Here is a 14,665-nt window from a genome sequence, read left to right on the forward strand (position 1 = left end):
CACACCTGACCACGTCTGATCGATCACAGGAGACCCGCACCGATGGACCGTCACCACCTGCCCCAGTCCGGCGCCCGGCCGGACTACACCGCCGCCGAGGACCTGCGCGACCAGCGCGAACCGCTCCCGGCCCGTCCGCGGCTCGGCGCTCCGGACGGGGCGCCCAACGTGCTCGTCGTCCTCATCGACGACATGGGCTTCGGCGCCTCCTCGGCCTTCGGTGGCCCATGCCGGATGCCCGCCGCGGACGCGCTGGCCGAAGCCGGCCTGCGCTACTCGCGCTTCCACACCACCGCCCTGTGCTCACCGACCCGCCAGTCGCTGATGACCGGCCGCAACCACCACGCCGTCGGCATGGGCACCGTCCTGGAGATCACCAACGGCCTACCCGGCTACGACGGCATGCGCCCCGCCAGCGCCGGCACCCTCGCCCAGGCGCTCTCGCACAACGGGTACGCCACCGCCGCCTTCGGCAAGTGGCACCAGACCCCGCCGTGGGAGCAGACCGCCGCCGGTCCGTTCGACCGCTGGCCGACCCGTGAGGGCTTCGACCACTTCTACGGCTTCCTGGCCGCCGAGGCGAGCCAGTTCGAGCCGCTGCTCGTCGACGGCACCACCTTCGTCGACCCGCCGGCCACCGAGGAGGAGGGCTACCACCTCTCCGAGGACCTCGTCGACCGCGTGCAGGACTGGGTGACCGATGTCCGCACCCACGACCCGGCCAAGCCGTGGTTCGCCTACCTCGCCTTCGGCGCCACCCACGCGCCGTTCCAGGTGCCGCGCGACTGGCGCGACCGCAACCGCGGCGACTTCGCGCACGGCTGGGACGCCCAGCGCGAGATCACCCTCGCCCGGCAGAAGGAGCTCGGGGTGGTCCCCGAGGACGCCGAGCTGGCGCCGTGGACGCCCGGCATCCCGCACTGGGACGAGCTCGACGAGACTCAGCGGCTGGTCGCCGAGCGACTGATGGAGCTCTACGCCTCCTTCGCCGAGCACACCGACGTCCAGGTCGGCCGCCTCGTCAGGCACCTCCGCAGCCTGGGCGAACTCGACAACACCGTCGTCCTCTACGTCCTCGGCGACAACGGCGCCTCGGCCGAGGGCGGGCTCGAGGGCACCCTCAACGAGAGCCTCCGCTTCAACGGCGTCGAGGACACCGCCGAGCGCATCGCCACCCAGCTCGACAAGCTCGGCGGCCCGGAGACCTACGTCCACTACCCGGCCGGCTGGGCGGTCGCGCTGGACACGCCCTACCAGTGGACCAAGCAGGTCGCCTCCCACTACGGCGGCACCCGCAACGGCCTGGTCGTCCACTGGCCGGCGGGCGTCACCGACCCGGGATCGGTGCGCCACCAGTGGCACCACGTCAACGACGTCTTCCCGACGATCCTCGACCTCGCCGGCGTACCCGTCCCGCGCACGGTCAACGGCGTCGAGCAGGAGGCCCTCGACGGCGTCTCCTTCGCCGACTCGATCCGCGACGGCAGCGCACCGGAGACCCACCACACGCAGTACTTCGAGATGTTCGGCAACCGCGGGATCTACCACGAGGGCTGGACCGCGGTCGCCAAGCACAAGACGCCGTGGCTCATCGACAACCCAGACGTGCGTCTCGACGACGACGTCTGGGAGCTCTACGACACGCGCAGCGACTGGACGCAGGCCCGCGACGTGGCGGCCGAGCACCCCGAGAAGCTGCGCGAGCTGCAGGAGCTCTTCCTCGCCGAGGCGCGACGCAACCACGTCCTCCCGATGGACGACGGCAACATCGGCAACCGCCTCGGGGCCGACCTGCGGCCGCGGCCGGAGTCCCCGCTGACCGCGGTGACCCTGCGGCCGGGCGCCCGCAACCTGCGTGAGTCGGCCGTCCCCAACGTCAAGAACGCCTCGTGGTCGGTGCGCGCCCGCGTGCACGTGCCCGACACCGGCGCCGAGGGCGTGCTGGTCGCCCAGGGCGGCGGCTTCGGCGGTTGGTCGGTCTACGTCCGCGAGGGCCTGCTGACGCTGGCTTACAACTTCGGTGCCGTAGAGGTGACTCACGTGCGTGCCGAGGTGCCGGTCAAACCCGGCGCCCACCTGCTGGAGACCCGCTTCGCCTACGACGGCGGCGGCTTCGGCAAGGGCGGTGGCGTGACGCTGCTGGTCGACGGCGACGAGGTCGGGTCCGGACGCGTCGAGCGGACCATCCCGTTCTTCTTCTCCATGGACCAGGCCCTCAACGTGGGCATCGACCGCGGGACCCCCGTGACCTCTGACTACGCCCGCGAGGGCGGCCGCGGCTTCCCGTTCACCGGTTCCCTCGTCGACGTGCGGCTCGAGGTCGGCGACGACGCCCTCCAGCCGGCCTCGCAGGATCTCCTGCAGGCGGCCCTGGTCGCTCACTGATACCCGACCCGGCGCCACCCGAAGGCACTCAGGGTTCGTGTGAGTTGTTGCCCGAACGGGATCGAGAACGGCGTGCTCAGCTGCGCTCACATGGCGCGACGTTCCTCCGTGACATCCGCTCATGCAGGTCTCGAGCACAGTCTCGCCGAAAGGACTATCAAGGGCGGCCACGGCTCGGAGCCTTGATGCAGGCGCAGATCGCGGCACCGGCGTCGCCGTCCATCCAGCGGCGAATCGCGGAGGGTGCCCAGCGAGGCGACCTGCCCAGCATCTTGGGCTCGGGGAAGGTCTCGTCCTCCGCCCGGACGTCGTCGAGGTGGCGCACGCTGATGCCCAGCATCTCGGCGAAAGCCGTAGGTCTCGGTCATGCGAATGACCGGTCCCTGTCGGCCGATCCTGGGCAGTCGCCGCAGGCACTGTTCGGTGTGACGTGGCACACGTCGGCACGGGTCGTGTGACGCCTGTGTGCCGTCGGCGGGGTGTTCGCGCAGGTGAGAGCGGTTGTGTGTCAGTGGCAAGACCACCCAGATCTACGAGGGCACCAACCAGGTCCAGCGGATCGTGATGGCACGCCAGCTGCTCGCGGGGGTGCAGTCCCAGCTCTGACCCGCGGGCGTGGTGGCCGTCATTCAGCTCAACGGGTTGCGTCCTGCGCAACGCTACGCGCGTTGCGCAACAATGGTCTTGCCCTCAGCCCGCCGCTGGATCATCATCGAGGATGCGGCCGCCGACGTCGGCGGCAGCGGAGGGATCGGCATGACCGTCAGCGTCTTCGACCTGTTCAAGGTGGGCATCGGTCCCTCCAGCTCGCACACGGTCGGTCCGATGAAGGCGGCCCACCTGTTCGTCGACGGTCTGCGCGCCGACGACCTGCTCCGGGACGTCGCCCGCGTCCACGTCGAGCTCTTCGGCTCGCTCGGTGCCACCGGCCACGGCCACGGGAGCGTCAAGGCGGTCGTCCTCGGCCTCGCCGGTGAGCAGCCGCACCTCGTCGACCCGGTGGCGGCCGACCCGATGGTCCAGGCGGTGCTGTCCTCGGGGTGGATCGAGCTCGCCGGCGAGCACCCGGTGCCGTTCTCGGCCGACGACGTCCTGATGCACCGGCGCAAGCGGCTGGAGCTCCACGTCAACGGCATGGTCTTCCAGGCCTTCGGGGCCGGGGGCGCTGAGCTGAAGAGGCGCGAGTACTACTCGGTCGGCGGCGGCTTCGTGCTCGGCGAGGACGACTTCGGCAACCGGCGGCTGGTGGCCGACGAGACGCCCGTTCCGCACCCCTTCACCACGGCCGACGAGCTGCTCGCCATCACCCGGGCGACGGGCCTGCGGGTCAGTGACGTGATGCTGGCCAACGAGGTCGTCCGGAGGCCCGAGGACGAGGTGCGCCGCGACCTGCTGGCGATCTGGCAGGTGATGCAGGAGTGCGTCGAGCGCGGCAGCCGGACGACCGGCGTGCTGCCCGGAGGCCTGAAGGTACGCCGACGGGCGGCAGACCTGCGATCCCGGCTAGAGGTCGAGTGGGCGTCCGGCGTTCCCGACCCCCTGGGCGCCATGGAGTGGGTGGCCCTCTACGCGCTCGCGGTCAACGAGGAGAACGCCTCCGGCGGACGGGTCGTGACGGCGCCGACCAACGGCGCCGCCGGCATCGTGCCGGCGGTGCTGCACTACTACCACCACTTCGTCCAGGGCGCAGACGACGACGGCGTCGTCCGCTTCCTCCTCACGGCGGCGGCCATCGGCCTGCTCTTCAAGGAGAACGCCTCCATCTCCGGCGCCGAGGTCGGCTGCCAGGGCGAGGTCGGCTCGGCCTGCTCGATGGCGGCCGGCGGACTGGCTGAGCTCCTCGGCGGCACCCCGGAGCAGGTGGAGAACGCCGCCGAGATCGGCATCGAGCACAACCTCGGGCTCACCTGCGACCCGGTCGGCGGGCTCGTCCAGATCCCCTGCATCGAGCGCAACGCTGTGGCCTCGATCAAGGCGATCACGGCGGCCCGGATGGCCGTCCGCGGTGACGGCTCACACGTGGTCTCCCTCGACAAGGCGATCAAGACCATGCGCGAGACGGGGCGCGACATGAAGGACAAGTACAAGGAGACCGCCCGCGGGGGCCTCGCCCTCAACGTCGTGGAGTGCTGACCCGGTCAGTCCGGCGTGATGTGGCGCCACGGCCGGGACAGCTCGAAGCGCCGCCCGCTGATCTCGGTCACGTCGACCTCCACCACGTTCCACTTCTCGGTGGCGACCCACGGCCGGAGGGGCAGGTTCTCGGCGCGGTGCTCCTCGTCCTCCTCGAGCCGGCGCGCGCGGCCACGCATCACGATGCTGGTGGCGTGCTCGCCGACGATCTCGTCGACCTCGAACGCGACGTCGGGGTTCATCGCGACGCCGAGCAGCTTGGAGCCCTCGGCGGTCCGGAACAGCAGGGTGCGGTGGCCGGTGGCCGGGTCGTGGTCGACGGCGTAGTTGACGGGGGCGATGTGCACCTCGTCGGCGAGGTGGTGGGCCAGCCTGCCGAACTCGTGGTGGCGCAGGAACTCCCAGCACTGCTCGGTGTCCAGGCGGGTGATCGGCTGCTCCTCCATGACATGACCGTACGGTGATGCGCTCGGGGTCGGCAGGGTCCTTGGACCCCACCGGGAGGGGCCGTCCTCACCTGTCGTCCGACGCGCGCCCGGCAGACGCTGGGGGCATGGACACCACGCGCACGCCCACCCGCCGGATCCTGGTCGCCTACGACGGCTCACCCGAGGCCGAGCTGGCCCTCGGCTGGGCGGCGGAGGAGGCGCGCGGCACCGGTCGCGGCCTGCACGTCGTCGCCATCGACGACGCCCTCACGTCGCCGTGGGGTGCCGAGACGGTGCACCGTGGCGAGGAGGCGCTGGCCGGCATCGAGAAGACGCTGGGGGACCTCGACGTCGTCGCCGAGACGCGGGTCGGTCACGTCACCGGTGAGCTGCTCGGCGCCGCGGCGTCCGCCGACCAGGTGGTCGTCGGGAGCCGCGGGCACGGCCGGGCGGAGGACCTGCTCGTCGGCTCGGTCAGCCAGCACCTGGCCCGGCACGCGCCGTGCCCCGTGGTCGTCGTACGCCCCACCCGCGGGTCGGACCCACGCATCGTGGTCGGCGTCGACGGCTCGTCGGCGAGCTCGGCGGCGCTGGAGTACGCCTGCCGGCGTGCCGAGCGGACCGGGGCGCGCGTGGTCGCCCTCCACGCCTGGCGCACGCACGCACCGTCCACCGACGTCTTTAGCAGCGACCCCCGGGCGCTCAAGGGGCTGGCGCACCGCGAGGTCCTGCTCGCCGAGAGCATCGCCGGGCTGCGCGTCGACCACCCGGACGTCTTCCTGGAGCAGGAGGCCGTGCCGGTGGCGCCGGTGCCGTGCCTGGTCGACGCCTCCCACGACGCCTCGCTCGTCGTGGTCGGCTCGCACGGGCTCGGCTTCTTCGGCGGCCTGCTGCTGGGGTCGGTGAGCCAGGCGGTCCTGCAGCGCGCGGAGTGCCCGGTCGCCGTGGTGCGCTGACGGCGAGCAGGGAGGCGCTCGGCATACTGGCGCCGTGCTGCGCTACGCCCTCCCGCTCGTCCTGTCCGGCGCCCTGCTGGCGGGGTGCAGCTCCAGCGACGACGACGCGGTCGGCCAGGTCGACGCGGGTCACACGCACGCCCCCGGCCAGGGCCACACGTCGCTCGCTGTCGGTGACGGCACCCGGGTCAGCGAGGTCGGCTACTCCCTCGCGGGCCTGCAGGTGCGCGAGCGGCGCGACGGCATCGGGGAGCTCCGCTTCCGCATCGACCACCACGACGGCGAGCCCGTCACCGACTACGTCGAGGAGCTCACCAAGGAGCTGCACCTCTACGTCGTCAACGACGACCTGACCGTCTTCCGGCACCTGCACCCCACCCGGGCCGAGGACGGCACGTGGACCGCGCCCTTCGACGTGCCCGACGCCGGCGGCTACCGGGTCGTCACCGAGTTCATCGCGGTCGACGAGGGCGGCAACGGTGACCACGTCGTGCTCGGGCGCCCACTGGCGCTGGCACCGGGTGACCCGGGTGACACCGCAGCGGAGGACCGGGCGGTGTCGGTGTCGGTCTCGGAGGCCCCGACCACGGGCCCCGACGGCGAGCTGCGGCTCGTCGTCCGCGACGCCGAGGGCCGGCCCGTCGAGCTCGGCACCTACCTCGGCGCCTACAGCCACGTGACCGGTTTCCACCGCGACACCGGCGCCATGGTGCACCTGCACCCCCTCGCCGCTCCGAAGGTCACCGAGGCGGGCTCCGAGCTGACCTTCCACGCCGAGATCGACGACCCCGGTGGCTACCGCCTGTTCGCGCAGGTGCGCGTCGACGGGTTCCTGCACACGGTGCCGGTGGAGCTCACGGTCGCACGCTCAGCGTGAGCGTCGTCACCGGGTTCTCGAAGCGGCTCAGCGCGATGCCCACCTGCACGTCCCACTGGCCGGCACGCGGCACCACCACCTCGCCGCGATAGGTGCCGGCGGCGACCGGGGTCACCACGACCGTGCCGAGGTCGAGCCCCTCGGTGCGCAGGGAGACGACCGGGGTCGTGGGCGGGTCGTACGGCTCGCCCGCCGCGTCCTGGACCTGCACGAGGAGGGTGTTGGAGCCCGTACGCCGCGGGTCCATTACCGCGAGCACGCGCAGGTCGCCGACCGAGGCCGAGCCGACCCCCGTGGTGCCGGACGCGGCCTCGACCTGCGCGGGGCGTGGGGACTGGTTGACCAGGAACCCCGTGACGCCGAGCAGCGCGACGAGCAGGACCGCCTCGACGCGGACGGCCCGCGTGACCACGGCGGCGGCGCGCTCGCGATCGCCGTGGCCGGAGGCGCGGGCGACGGTCGGCAGGGTGCGCCAGCGGTTCCAGCCACCCAGGGCCGCGACAGCCAGGGCGATGGCGACCTTGCCGAGGAGCAGCCAGCCGTAGCGGGTCTCGACCAGGCCGGACCACGACCCTACGATGCGCCATCCGAGCAGGGTGCCGGTGGCGGCGACCGCCAGCAGCAGGCCGCCGGCGAGGGTGGAGAACCGGGCGAGCGTCGTCGCGGCGACGACCTCGCGACCGGCGAGCGCATGCAGTGACAGCACCAGCCCGACGAGCCCGCCGAACCACGTCGCGCCCGCGAGGAGGTGCAGCACGTCGGCTGCGACAAGCAGGGGCGACGGCTCGTAGGCGCGGGTGTGCCCCACCACCGACGGGCCTGCGAGCGCCAGCGTCGCGCCTCCGGCCAGCAGCCAGCCACGCAGGCGGTCGGGCGGGGCCTCGGAGGCCGCTCCCGCCGCGAGACCCAGCCCGACCAGCACCAGGGCTGCGCTCAGCAGCTCGTTGCGCACCAGCCCGGGGTCGAACGCCGACACGATGTCGGAGAGCTCGAGCCCCTGCCCGTAGACCGCTGCCACCGGGAGCTGCAGGACGATGCCGGCCGCCCCCGCGCCTGCGGCGTACAGGAGGAGCCGGCGCAGGCGGGCACGCGTCCGGGTGCCGGCCCAGGTGCGGGGGAGGACCAGGGCGAGGAACAGGGCGAGTCCCGTGGCGAGCAGCAGGCCGACGTAGGTGATGACGGTGACGACGTCGCGGACCACGGTCACGCCGGCCGAGGAGGTCTGGGGCTCCGGGGGCGCCGACACCGACGCCGAGGGTGCGCCCACCGAGAACGTCAGCGCACCCGAGATGGGGTGGCCGTCGCCGGAGAGCACGTTCCACGACACGACGTAGGTGCCGTCGGAGAGGTCGGCCGCGCCGCTGAGCCCGACGGTCACCTCGGTGCCCCCGGCACGGGAGGTGGCCTCGACCTCCTCGCCCGCCGCGTCGTACACCGCGATCTCCTGCGACGTCAGCCGCACGGGCTCGTTGAAGGTCAACGTGACCGTGTCGGGCGCCGTCTCGACGACGGCTCCCTCGGCCGGGTCGGAGTCGATCAGCTCGGCGTGCGCCGAGGCCGGTGCGGCCCCGAGCACGACGAGCGCGAGCGCGACCAGTGCGGCAGCGACCCGAGCCCACCCCGCGGGGAGGGCCGGGTGCCGCCGCACCGGTCGCGCCGGCGACGTCACGAGGACGAGCGCGTCCGGGCGAGGGCGAGGCCGCCGGCGGCCAGGCCGAGCAGGCCGGCCACGAGACCGATCCAGCCGAGGGCCGGCGAGGTGTCGCCCGCGTCGGCGGCTGCCTCGGTGGACCCCTCCGCGGTCGCCTCCGCCTCGTCGGCGGCGGGCTCCGCTGCAGCCTCGTCACCGTGGCTGCCCGCCTCGGCGGCCACGATCTCGAAGGCCGGCGCCGGGCTCTCGAGCTCGTCCGGGTCCTGGCCGTCCGCGGGGACCTCGACCCAGCCGGTCTCGCCCTTCTGGCAGGTCTGGATCGTCGGGAAGCTCAGCGTCTCGCCCTCGGCGTCGGGCAGCTGGAAGGACAGCTCGAACGCGTCACGCTGCCCGTCGGGGAGCGGCGTGGTGGCGGTGTAGACGATCGAGGCGGTGCGCTCGGTGACCTCGTTGCCGTGGGCGTCGGCCACCGGCTCGTCGAGCTGCTCGATCGTCTTCTCGACGTCGTAGAACGGGTTTCGGCTCGGCGTCACCGACAGCACCGACTCGGGCACCTGGATCTCGAGCCTGGTGGTGGGCGAGCCCTCGCAGCCGTGGCCGACGCTGAAGGTGACGACGGTGTAGGCGCCTGCCGCGGCCGTCGACGGCGTGGCAGTGACGTGCGCGCCCGCCGGCGCGGCGAACGAGAGGGCGACGGCGGCGGTGGCGGCCGGGAGCGCCGCGAGGCGCGCGATCGTGCGGATGGACATGTCTCTCCTGAGGTGTGGTGCGGGTCTGGGGTCGGGTGACCACCCGGGCCCGGACCGGGCTCAGGTGGGCAGGACCGCCAGCGGCGGACCGCGTCTCGGTGCGACGAGCAGGAGGACGAGCGAGGAGCGTGCCGCGGCACGGGGCGACCGGCGCCGTACGCGGGTGGCGACCGGGACCGCCGCGTGCGCGCGGAGGGAGACGGCGTACGACGCCGCGCGCCGCCCGGCCCACCACAGCAGCGCCGTCAGCAGGGTGACGAAGGCGTGCGCCCCGACCATCTGCCACGACCAGCCCTGGCCGGGAGCGTCGGCGACGGCCGCGTGTTCGTGGCCGGTGACCAGGCCGAAGGACTCGTGCACGCCGAGCTGCGCCAGCGCGACCGCCGGCAGCAGGGCCCAGCCGGGCACGTCGCGTCGGAAGACCAGGAGGCTCGCGCCCAGGACCACGGCGGCGACCAGCGCCAGTCCGGGACCGGTGGGCACGTCACCGCCGGCCCACGTGTGGGCCGTGGCGGCCCCGGTGACGGCGACGGTCGTCGCCGCGACGGCGCGGGCGAGGGCGTGCGGGGCGCGTGCCCGCTCCACCCTCGCCTCCCACGTCACGCGCTCATCGTCGCAGACGGGAGCGCCCTACGGGTGGCTCGGCCTACCAGCCGTGCGAGCGCCCGTGGCGCCGGTAGTCGGCGCGACCCGGCGGGGGCGGCGCGAACGGACCGCGCCTGCGGTGCATGAACCACATCAGCGGGAAGATGAGCAGGAACAGCGGCGCCTCGGCGATCACGCTCAGCACGATGAGCACGGCCAGGATCGGGAGCAGCGGCAGCCGGGAGCGCGAGCCGGGCCGCGCCGGCGCGCGGACCGGCGCGCGCGCCGGCTGCGCCTGGGGCCGCGGCAGGTCGCTGAAGAGCACCGCCAGGTCGGCGCGGGTGCGCGCCGTCCAGATCGCGTCGAGCCGCTCGTCGTACTCCTCGTGGTCGAGGCGCCCGTCGGCGTAGTGGGTCGCGAGGTCGGCCATCGCGCGCTCGCGATCGCTGTCAGAGATGCGCATGCGCGGGTCCGGCACGCTCATCGCTCAGCGTCCCGTCCGTCCGCGAGGATGCCGTAGAGCCGGCGGCGGGTGTCGACCAGGACGTCGAGGGCGGCCTTCTTCTGCTGGTCGGACCCCTGCGTGGCCAGCTGCCAGACGGCGCTGACGACCTGCCCGATCTCGCTCTTGATGTCGGCGTGGCCGGACGGCTGGTCCGCCGGCGCCTGCTCGGTGCGGGCGAAGGGCGCCCACACGGCGGCCAGCTCGGTGCCGTTCTCCTCGGCCCAGGCCGCGCCCGAGTCGCTCAGCCGGATCGTGCGGCGCCCGTGCTCGTCGTCGGACTCCACGAGGCCCTCGTCCTGGAGCTGCTGGATGGTCGGGTAGACCGAGCCGGGAGAGGGGCGCCACTCGCCGTTGCTGAGCTCGGCGATCTCCTGGATGACCTGGTAGCCGTTGATCGGCTCGTCGGCCTTCCGCGCGCGGTGGAGCACGTCGATGATCGCGGTGCGGACGTCGCCGCGACGTACTCGTGGGCCCCGCTGCTGCGGGCGCTGCTGGGCGGTGGCGAAGCCGAAGATCTCGCCGAGCCACGGCGGGGGACCGCCGCGGTGCCCGCGCCCGCCGCCGGAGAACGCCTGCCCCCAGCTGCTCCAGTCAGACGTCCCGCGCGGCCGGCGGTAGTCCGGCTCGCCGCCGTTGCCCTGGTTGTTCTCGTCGTTGCCGGGCCAGTCGGCGCCGGGCCATTGGTGTCCCATGTCTGCTCCCTCGGGTCTGTGTGAGATGTCATCGGGGCGGTACGTCGTGACCTATCGCTGACGTATCGCGATATATCGCGAGCGTACGCCGAAGGTTGAGGTCGGACAAGGGGGATCACCCCGGGACCGACCCTGAGATCGGTCCCGGCCGCCGCGGCTAGGAGGTTCGGTAGGCGACTGGTGCCGTGAAGTAGAGCTCTACCCCGTCCTGGATGGCCTCTGCCATGGCTGTGCCCTGTTGCTCGGGGAGCCGGTGCGTCCCCGTGTGGTCGACGAGGAAGGCCTGGCCGTGGGGCGTGCGCCAGAGGTGGCGTCCGGGGCCGACGACGCGCGTGGTGTACCCGCCGTGGGTCTTGGTGCGGTGGTGGCGTCGGCGCAGGGGGCCGGAGTTGTGGGGGCCGGTCTGGCCGGGTGGTCCGGTGTCGTCGTAGGGGATGGCGTGGTCGTAGTCGACGCCGTCGCGGGTGGCGGTGCGTGGGGTGAAGGGGAAGCAGTCGCCGCCGGTCTGGACCCAGACGTGGTCCTTGACCGCCTCGGGGTGCTCGTAGGCGTCGACGCGGCGGCGCTGGGCGAGGTCGAGGACCGGGGTGAGGGTGACGTCGCCGTTGCCGAGGACCTCGTGGAGCTGGCGTACGTCGATGGGGCCCACGCCTTCGACCCGGGCGATGCCCTTCCCGGTGCGGAGGGCGTCGTCGGTGAGGTGGACGAAGAGGCGTCCGCGGCCGCGGAGCATGGCCAGCGTGCGGGCGGGGAGTGAGCAGAGCCGGTCGATGGTGTCGGCCATGTGGTCGGGCGCCCACGCCGGCTGCTGGGGCTCACCGGGCTCACCGGGCTCGCCGGTCTCGGTGTCCGTGTCGGTGTGCTCGCCAGTCTGGGTGTGTTCGAGGAGGAGCTTGAGGAGGTCGACGGGTCGGGCGAGCCAGCCCAGCGCGAGGGAGCGGAGCTCGTCGTGGTTGTGGTCGTGACCCATGGTCTCGGCGAGGATTTCGGCGACGCGGTCGACCATGGCGTCGATCCAGACGGCGTCGCCGGCGGTGATGTGGGCGATGATGTGGCGGTAGCCGAACTCGTCGGCCCGGGAGAGGCGCACGTAGCGCTCGTGGCGGGATCGTTCTTGCTCGGCGCGGTGGGTCTCGGGGTCGGCCTCGATGACCTTGGCTCGGGCGATCTCGAGAACGGTGGACGGGGCATGGCCGGCGATAGCCTTGGCGACCGCTCGGTCCACGCGACCGACCTGCTCGGACAGCAGCGAGCGGGAGAGGACGGCGACCTTGCGCGCCACCCACGGCTCGCAGTCGCCGGCCTCGACGACTGCCCAGGTGCGGGGGAGCCGGTGCGCGAGGTCGAGGCCGTCGGCGATCAGCGCCCGCGTCGTCGCCGGGTGCGTCTCACGCGCCATGGCCAGCTCGGGGATGGCGTGGTCGCGGACCGTGGGGGTGCCGTCACCGCCGGGCGTCACCATGGGATCGCGGTCGTCGCGCGGGTGTCCGTGGGCAACGGCCCACTGGACCGCGAGCCGGATCTCCTCCACCTCCGCCAGGCGACGGGCCCGAAGTGCGCTGGTGGCGAGGGCCAGCACCTGCTTCGCAGTCGCCTCGTCGGCCGCCGGGGGCGGCTGCGACTGAAGGGCGGGTGACGACATGCCTCATTCTATCGAACATATGTTCGTACGACAAGGTTCGAACAGGTTGGGGATCGGGCAATCGCGGCAGAGCCGGACGCCCACGGATCACGTCCCGAGGAATCGGACAGGGACCGGTGCTTCGACGGCAACGCCGTCCGTCTCGTGAACCTGGAACGCCCGCGCTCCCGCCCGGGACGACACCGCATCTGCGAAGTTCCCATTGCGGAAGAGAAGGGCGCAGCCGTCATCGGCGGCGTACCCACCGGGTAGGCGTCCTGAAGACACGAGGGCGAGATACGTACTCCGTCGGTGCTTTTCCCCGCCGTAGTGGGGACACGCGCTCCCAGTCAGCATGCCCAGGCCGTCGCTCAACGGCTGCAAGTCGTTGACATTGAATGAGTCGGTCACCGAGGCTTCGAACCAGCAGTTCATTCCCGCGCTCAGCCCGGCGAGGATGACACCCGCGCTCAGCGCCTCGGCGAGAATCGCGTCGAGTCCGTGCATGCGCCACAGCGTGAGCATGTTTGCGGTGTTTCCACCGCCGACATAGATGACGTCCTGCGAGAGGACGAACGTGCGAAGGTCGGCGTGCTCTCTCTTGAACAACGACAGGACCGAGGCACGGGCGCGCGGTGCGGCAAAGGCCCGCTCGAACCGCTCGATGTAGCCGTCAGAGTCGCCGCTGGCAGTCGGCAAGAAGCACACCTTGGGCATACCTGAGCGAGGTACGAGCGACAACAGGAAGTCATCCAGAAGGGGGTTGTCCGGCTCCATCGAGAAGCCGCCACCGCCCATTGCCAGGATGGTTCCCGTAGTCATCGGCCGATCGTAGGTCCACACATCGACGGGTCAGCGCCACGCCACGACGCCTACTGGCGGACGCGCCCCGTCGGCGTGCAGGCCTTCCCGGGGACCTGGGAGTCCTCGATGATCGCGTTGAACAGCGCCGGGGCCCGGTCGGGATCGGCGACGAGCCGGTTGGGGTCGCTGGGTGCGGGCAGGTTGGGCATCGTGCACGTCTTGCTCTCGCCGGTCATCGCGAGGGCGAAGCGGCCCATGTCGACGGGGTTCATCTCCTCGTCGACCCGGATCGCGCCCGAGGCCGCCTCGTTGATCCGCCAGTAGCGCACCGGGTTGACGAACGTCCACGGTGTCATCGCCTCGTCGCCGAGGGCGCTGATCACCTCGCGCTGCCGGGCCACCCGGTCGAGGTCGCTCAGGGCGGTGACGTAGCGCGAGCGGGAGTAGCCGAGCGCCGTCAGCCCGTCCACCTCCTGGCAGCCCTTCTCGATGTCGAGCCGGGCGCGGGGGTCCTTCATGTCCTGCTTGGGACAGATCTCGACGCCGCCGAAGGCGTCGACGGTGTTGATCACGCTGCCGAAGCCGAGCTCGACGTAGTGGTCGATGTGGATGCCGGTCAGCGCCTCCACCCGCTGGACCAGCAGGGGCGCCCCGCCGCTCGCGAAGGCGGCGTTGATCATCTGCGTGCCGCCGTCCGGGACCTCGACGAGGGTGTCGCGCGGGATCGACATCATCGTGCGACCCCCGGATCCGGTGTGGAGGACGATGATCGTGTCGGTGTTGGTGCCGCCGCGCTCGGGGGTGTCGAGCACCTCGCGCTGCTCGTCGGTCAGGTCGTCGGCCTTGTCTGAGCCGACGATGAGGTAGTTGGTGCCGGGCTGGTCACCGGGCCGGTCACCCGAGGGCGTGGCGTCGACCTTGTCGATCGTCGTCCAGTGGTAGAGCGGGACACCGAGCAGGTAGACGAGCAGCAGGATCAGCACCAGGGGAACCACGCCGAGGCGACGGCCCCACCGGCGCTTCTTCTTCGGCCGCGGCGGCGGGGCCGCGGCCGGCGTACGCGTCGGGGAAGGGGGCTGCCCGCCCGACCCGCGCGCCTCGCGGCGGGCCACCGGCATCACCCGGGTCTCGTCGGCCCGGCCGCCCGGCCGCTGCGCCTCAACGCGCTGCGTGGCGTCGCTCGGCGGGTTCTTGGACTGGCTCCCGTAGAGCCAGTCGTACTCGGGTGTTCCCTTCTCGGGCACCCCGGAGCCCTGCGGACGATCAGCCATGGGCGAAG

General features: G+C 72.5%; 14 protein-coding genes. 4 read left to right on the forward strand and 10 right to left on the reverse strand.

The window, feature by feature from the left end; genetic code table 11:
• Positions 1 to 42: 42 nt before the first annotated feature.
• Entirely contained in the window at positions 43 to 2,385 is a 2,343-nt protein-coding gene (locus HOO61_RS09330) for an arylsulfatase (protein WP_172258445.1), read from the forward strand.
• A gap of 157 nt (positions 2,386 to 2,542) precedes the next feature.
• Here the strand turns inward: HOO61_RS09330 and HOO61_RS09335 are convergent, their stop codons facing one another.
• On the reverse strand, positions 2,543 to 2,725 hold the full coding sequence (locus HOO61_RS09335; protein WP_172258446.1) for a hypothetical protein: 183 nt from the start codon (positions 2,723 to 2,725) through the stop codon (positions 2,543 to 2,545).
• Between the two features lie 416 nt (positions 2,726 to 3,141).
• On the opposite strand from HOO61_RS09335, the gene HOO61_RS09340 reads away from it, so the two are divergent.
• Positions 3,142 to 4,518 carry an L-serine ammonia-lyase gene (locus HOO61_RS09340; protein WP_172258824.1) on the forward strand — a complete coding sequence of 459 codons (1,377 nt, stop codon included), beginning with the start codon at positions 3,142 to 3,144 and terminating at the stop codon, positions 4,516 to 4,518.
• Positions 4,519 to 4,523: 5 nt separating this feature from the next.
• On the opposite strand, the gene HOO61_RS09345 is transcribed toward HOO61_RS09340, so the two are convergent.
• Positions 4,524 to 4,964, reverse strand: a complete 441-nt coding sequence (locus HOO61_RS09345; protein ID WP_172258447.1) for a pyridoxamine 5'-phosphate oxidase family protein — start codon at positions 4,962 to 4,964, stop codon at positions 4,524 to 4,526.
• A 107-nt stretch (positions 4,965 to 5,071) separates the two neighbouring features.
• Here HOO61_RS09345 and HOO61_RS09350 point away from each other — a divergent pair, with 107 nt between their 5' ends.
• The gene (locus HOO61_RS09350) at positions 5,072 to 5,902 is read left to right on the forward strand and encodes a universal stress protein (RefSeq protein ID WP_172258448.1); all 831 of its coding nucleotides are present in this window, start codon (positions 5,072 to 5,074) and stop codon (positions 5,900 to 5,902) included.
• Between the two features lie 34 nt (positions 5,903 to 5,936).
• Complete coding sequence (locus HOO61_RS09355) at positions 5,937 to 6,779, forward strand: hypothetical protein (RefSeq protein ID WP_172258449.1); 843 nt, start codon at positions 5,937 to 5,939, stop codon at positions 6,777 to 6,779.
• Here HOO61_RS09355 and HOO61_RS09360 read toward each other — a convergent pair.
• From HOO61_RS09360 to HOO61_RS09395, 8 genes are all read right to left on the reverse strand, one after another.
• A complete protein-coding gene (locus HOO61_RS09360; RefSeq protein ID WP_172258450.1) occupies positions 6,757 to 8,448 on the reverse strand; it encodes a copper resistance protein CopC in 1,692 nt (563 codons plus the stop codon). The two genes, HOO61_RS09355 and HOO61_RS09360, sit on opposite strands and share 23 nt — an antisense overlap.
• The gene (locus HOO61_RS09365) at positions 8,445 to 9,179 is read right to left on the reverse strand and encodes a YcnI family protein (protein ID WP_172258451.1); all 735 of its coding nucleotides are present in this window, start codon (positions 9,177 to 9,179) and stop codon (positions 8,445 to 8,447) included. Before HOO61_RS09365 ends, HOO61_RS09360 begins: the two co-directional genes overlap by 4 nt.
• Before the next feature lie 60 nt (positions 9,180 to 9,239).
• Positions 9,240 to 9,782 carry a hypothetical protein gene (locus tag HOO61_RS09370; protein ID WP_172258452.1) on the reverse strand — a complete coding sequence of 181 codons (543 nt, stop codon included), beginning with the start codon at positions 9,780 to 9,782 and terminating at the stop codon, positions 9,240 to 9,242.
• Between the two features lie 43 nt (positions 9,783 to 9,825).
• A complete protein-coding gene (locus tag HOO61_RS09375; RefSeq protein WP_172258453.1) occupies positions 9,826 to 10,227 on the reverse strand; it encodes a DUF1707 domain-containing protein in 402 nt (133 codons plus the stop codon).
• A gap of 17 nt (positions 10,228 to 10,244) precedes the next feature.
• Entirely contained in the window at positions 10,245 to 10,961 is a 717-nt protein-coding gene (locus HOO61_RS09380) for a PadR family transcriptional regulator (protein WP_172258454.1), read from the reverse strand.
• 157 nt (positions 10,962 to 11,118) lie between these two features.
• Positions 11,119 to 12,603: a hypothetical protein gene (locus HOO61_RS09385; RefSeq protein WP_172258455.1), complete on the reverse strand. Its 1,485-nt coding sequence runs from the start codon at positions 12,601 to 12,603 to the stop codon at positions 11,119 to 11,121.
• Positions 12,604 to 12,690: 87 nt separating this feature from the next.
• Positions 12,691 to 13,404 (reverse strand): peptidase E, encoded by a 714-nt coding sequence (locus tag HOO61_RS09390; protein ID WP_172258456.1) that lies wholly within the window; start codon positions 13,402 to 13,404, stop codon positions 12,691 to 12,693.
• A gap of 50 nt (positions 13,405 to 13,454) precedes the next feature.
• Positions 13,455 to 14,657 carry an LCP family protein gene (locus HOO61_RS09395; protein WP_172258457.1) on the reverse strand — a complete coding sequence of 401 codons (1,203 nt, stop codon included), beginning with the start codon at positions 14,655 to 14,657 and terminating at the stop codon, positions 13,455 to 13,457.
• Between the last annotated feature and the right edge of the window lie 8 nt (positions 14,658 to 14,665).

This window comes from Nocardioides sp. zg-1230 (assembly GCF_013155335.1).
GTDB lineage: Bacteria > Actinomycetota > Actinomycetes > Propionibacteriales > Nocardioidaceae > Nocardioides.

Bases quoted from the DNA above. Each gene is read 5' to 3' on its own strand.
- HOO61_RS09335 (WP_172258446.1), bottom strand. From the start codon at position 2,725: ATGCTGGGCATCAGCGTGCGCCACCTCGACGACGTCCGGGCGGAGGAC.
- HOO61_RS09365 (WP_172258451.1), bottom strand. From the start codon at position 9,179: ATGTCCATCCGCACGATCGCGCGCCTCGCGGCGCTCCCGGCCGCCACC.
- HOO61_RS09395 (WP_172258457.1), bottom strand. From the start codon at position 14,657: ATGGCTGATCGTCCGCAGGGCTCCGGGGTGCCCGAGAAGGGAACACCC.
- HOO61_RS09390 (WP_172258456.1), bottom strand. From the start codon at position 13,404: ATGACTACGGGAACCATCCTGGCAATGGGCGGTGGCGGCTTCTCGATG.
- HOO61_RS09340 (WP_172258824.1), top strand. From the start codon at position 3,142: ATGACCGTCAGCGTCTTCGACCTGTTCAAGGTGGGCATCGGTCCCTCC.
- HOO61_RS09380 (WP_172258454.1), bottom strand. From the start codon at position 10,961: ATGGGACACCAATGGCCCGGCGCCGACTGGCCCGGCAACGACGAGAAC.
- HOO61_RS09375 (WP_172258453.1), bottom strand. From the start codon at position 10,227: ATGCGCATCTCTGACAGCGATCGCGAGCGCGCGATGGCCGACCTCGCG.
- HOO61_RS09345 (WP_172258447.1), bottom strand. From the start codon at position 4,964: ATGGAGGAGCAGCCGATCACCCGCCTGGACACCGAGCAGTGCTGGGAG.
- HOO61_RS09385 (WP_172258455.1), bottom strand. From the start codon at position 12,603: ATGTCGTCACCCGCCCTTCAGTCGCAGCCGCCCCCGGCGGCCGACGAG.
- HOO61_RS09330 (WP_172258445.1), top strand. From the start codon at position 43: ATGGACCGTCACCACCTGCCCCAGTCCGGCGCCCGGCCGGACTACACC.
- HOO61_RS09350 (WP_172258448.1), top strand. From the start codon at position 5,072: ATGGACACCACGCGCACGCCCACCCGCCGGATCCTGGTCGCCTACGAC.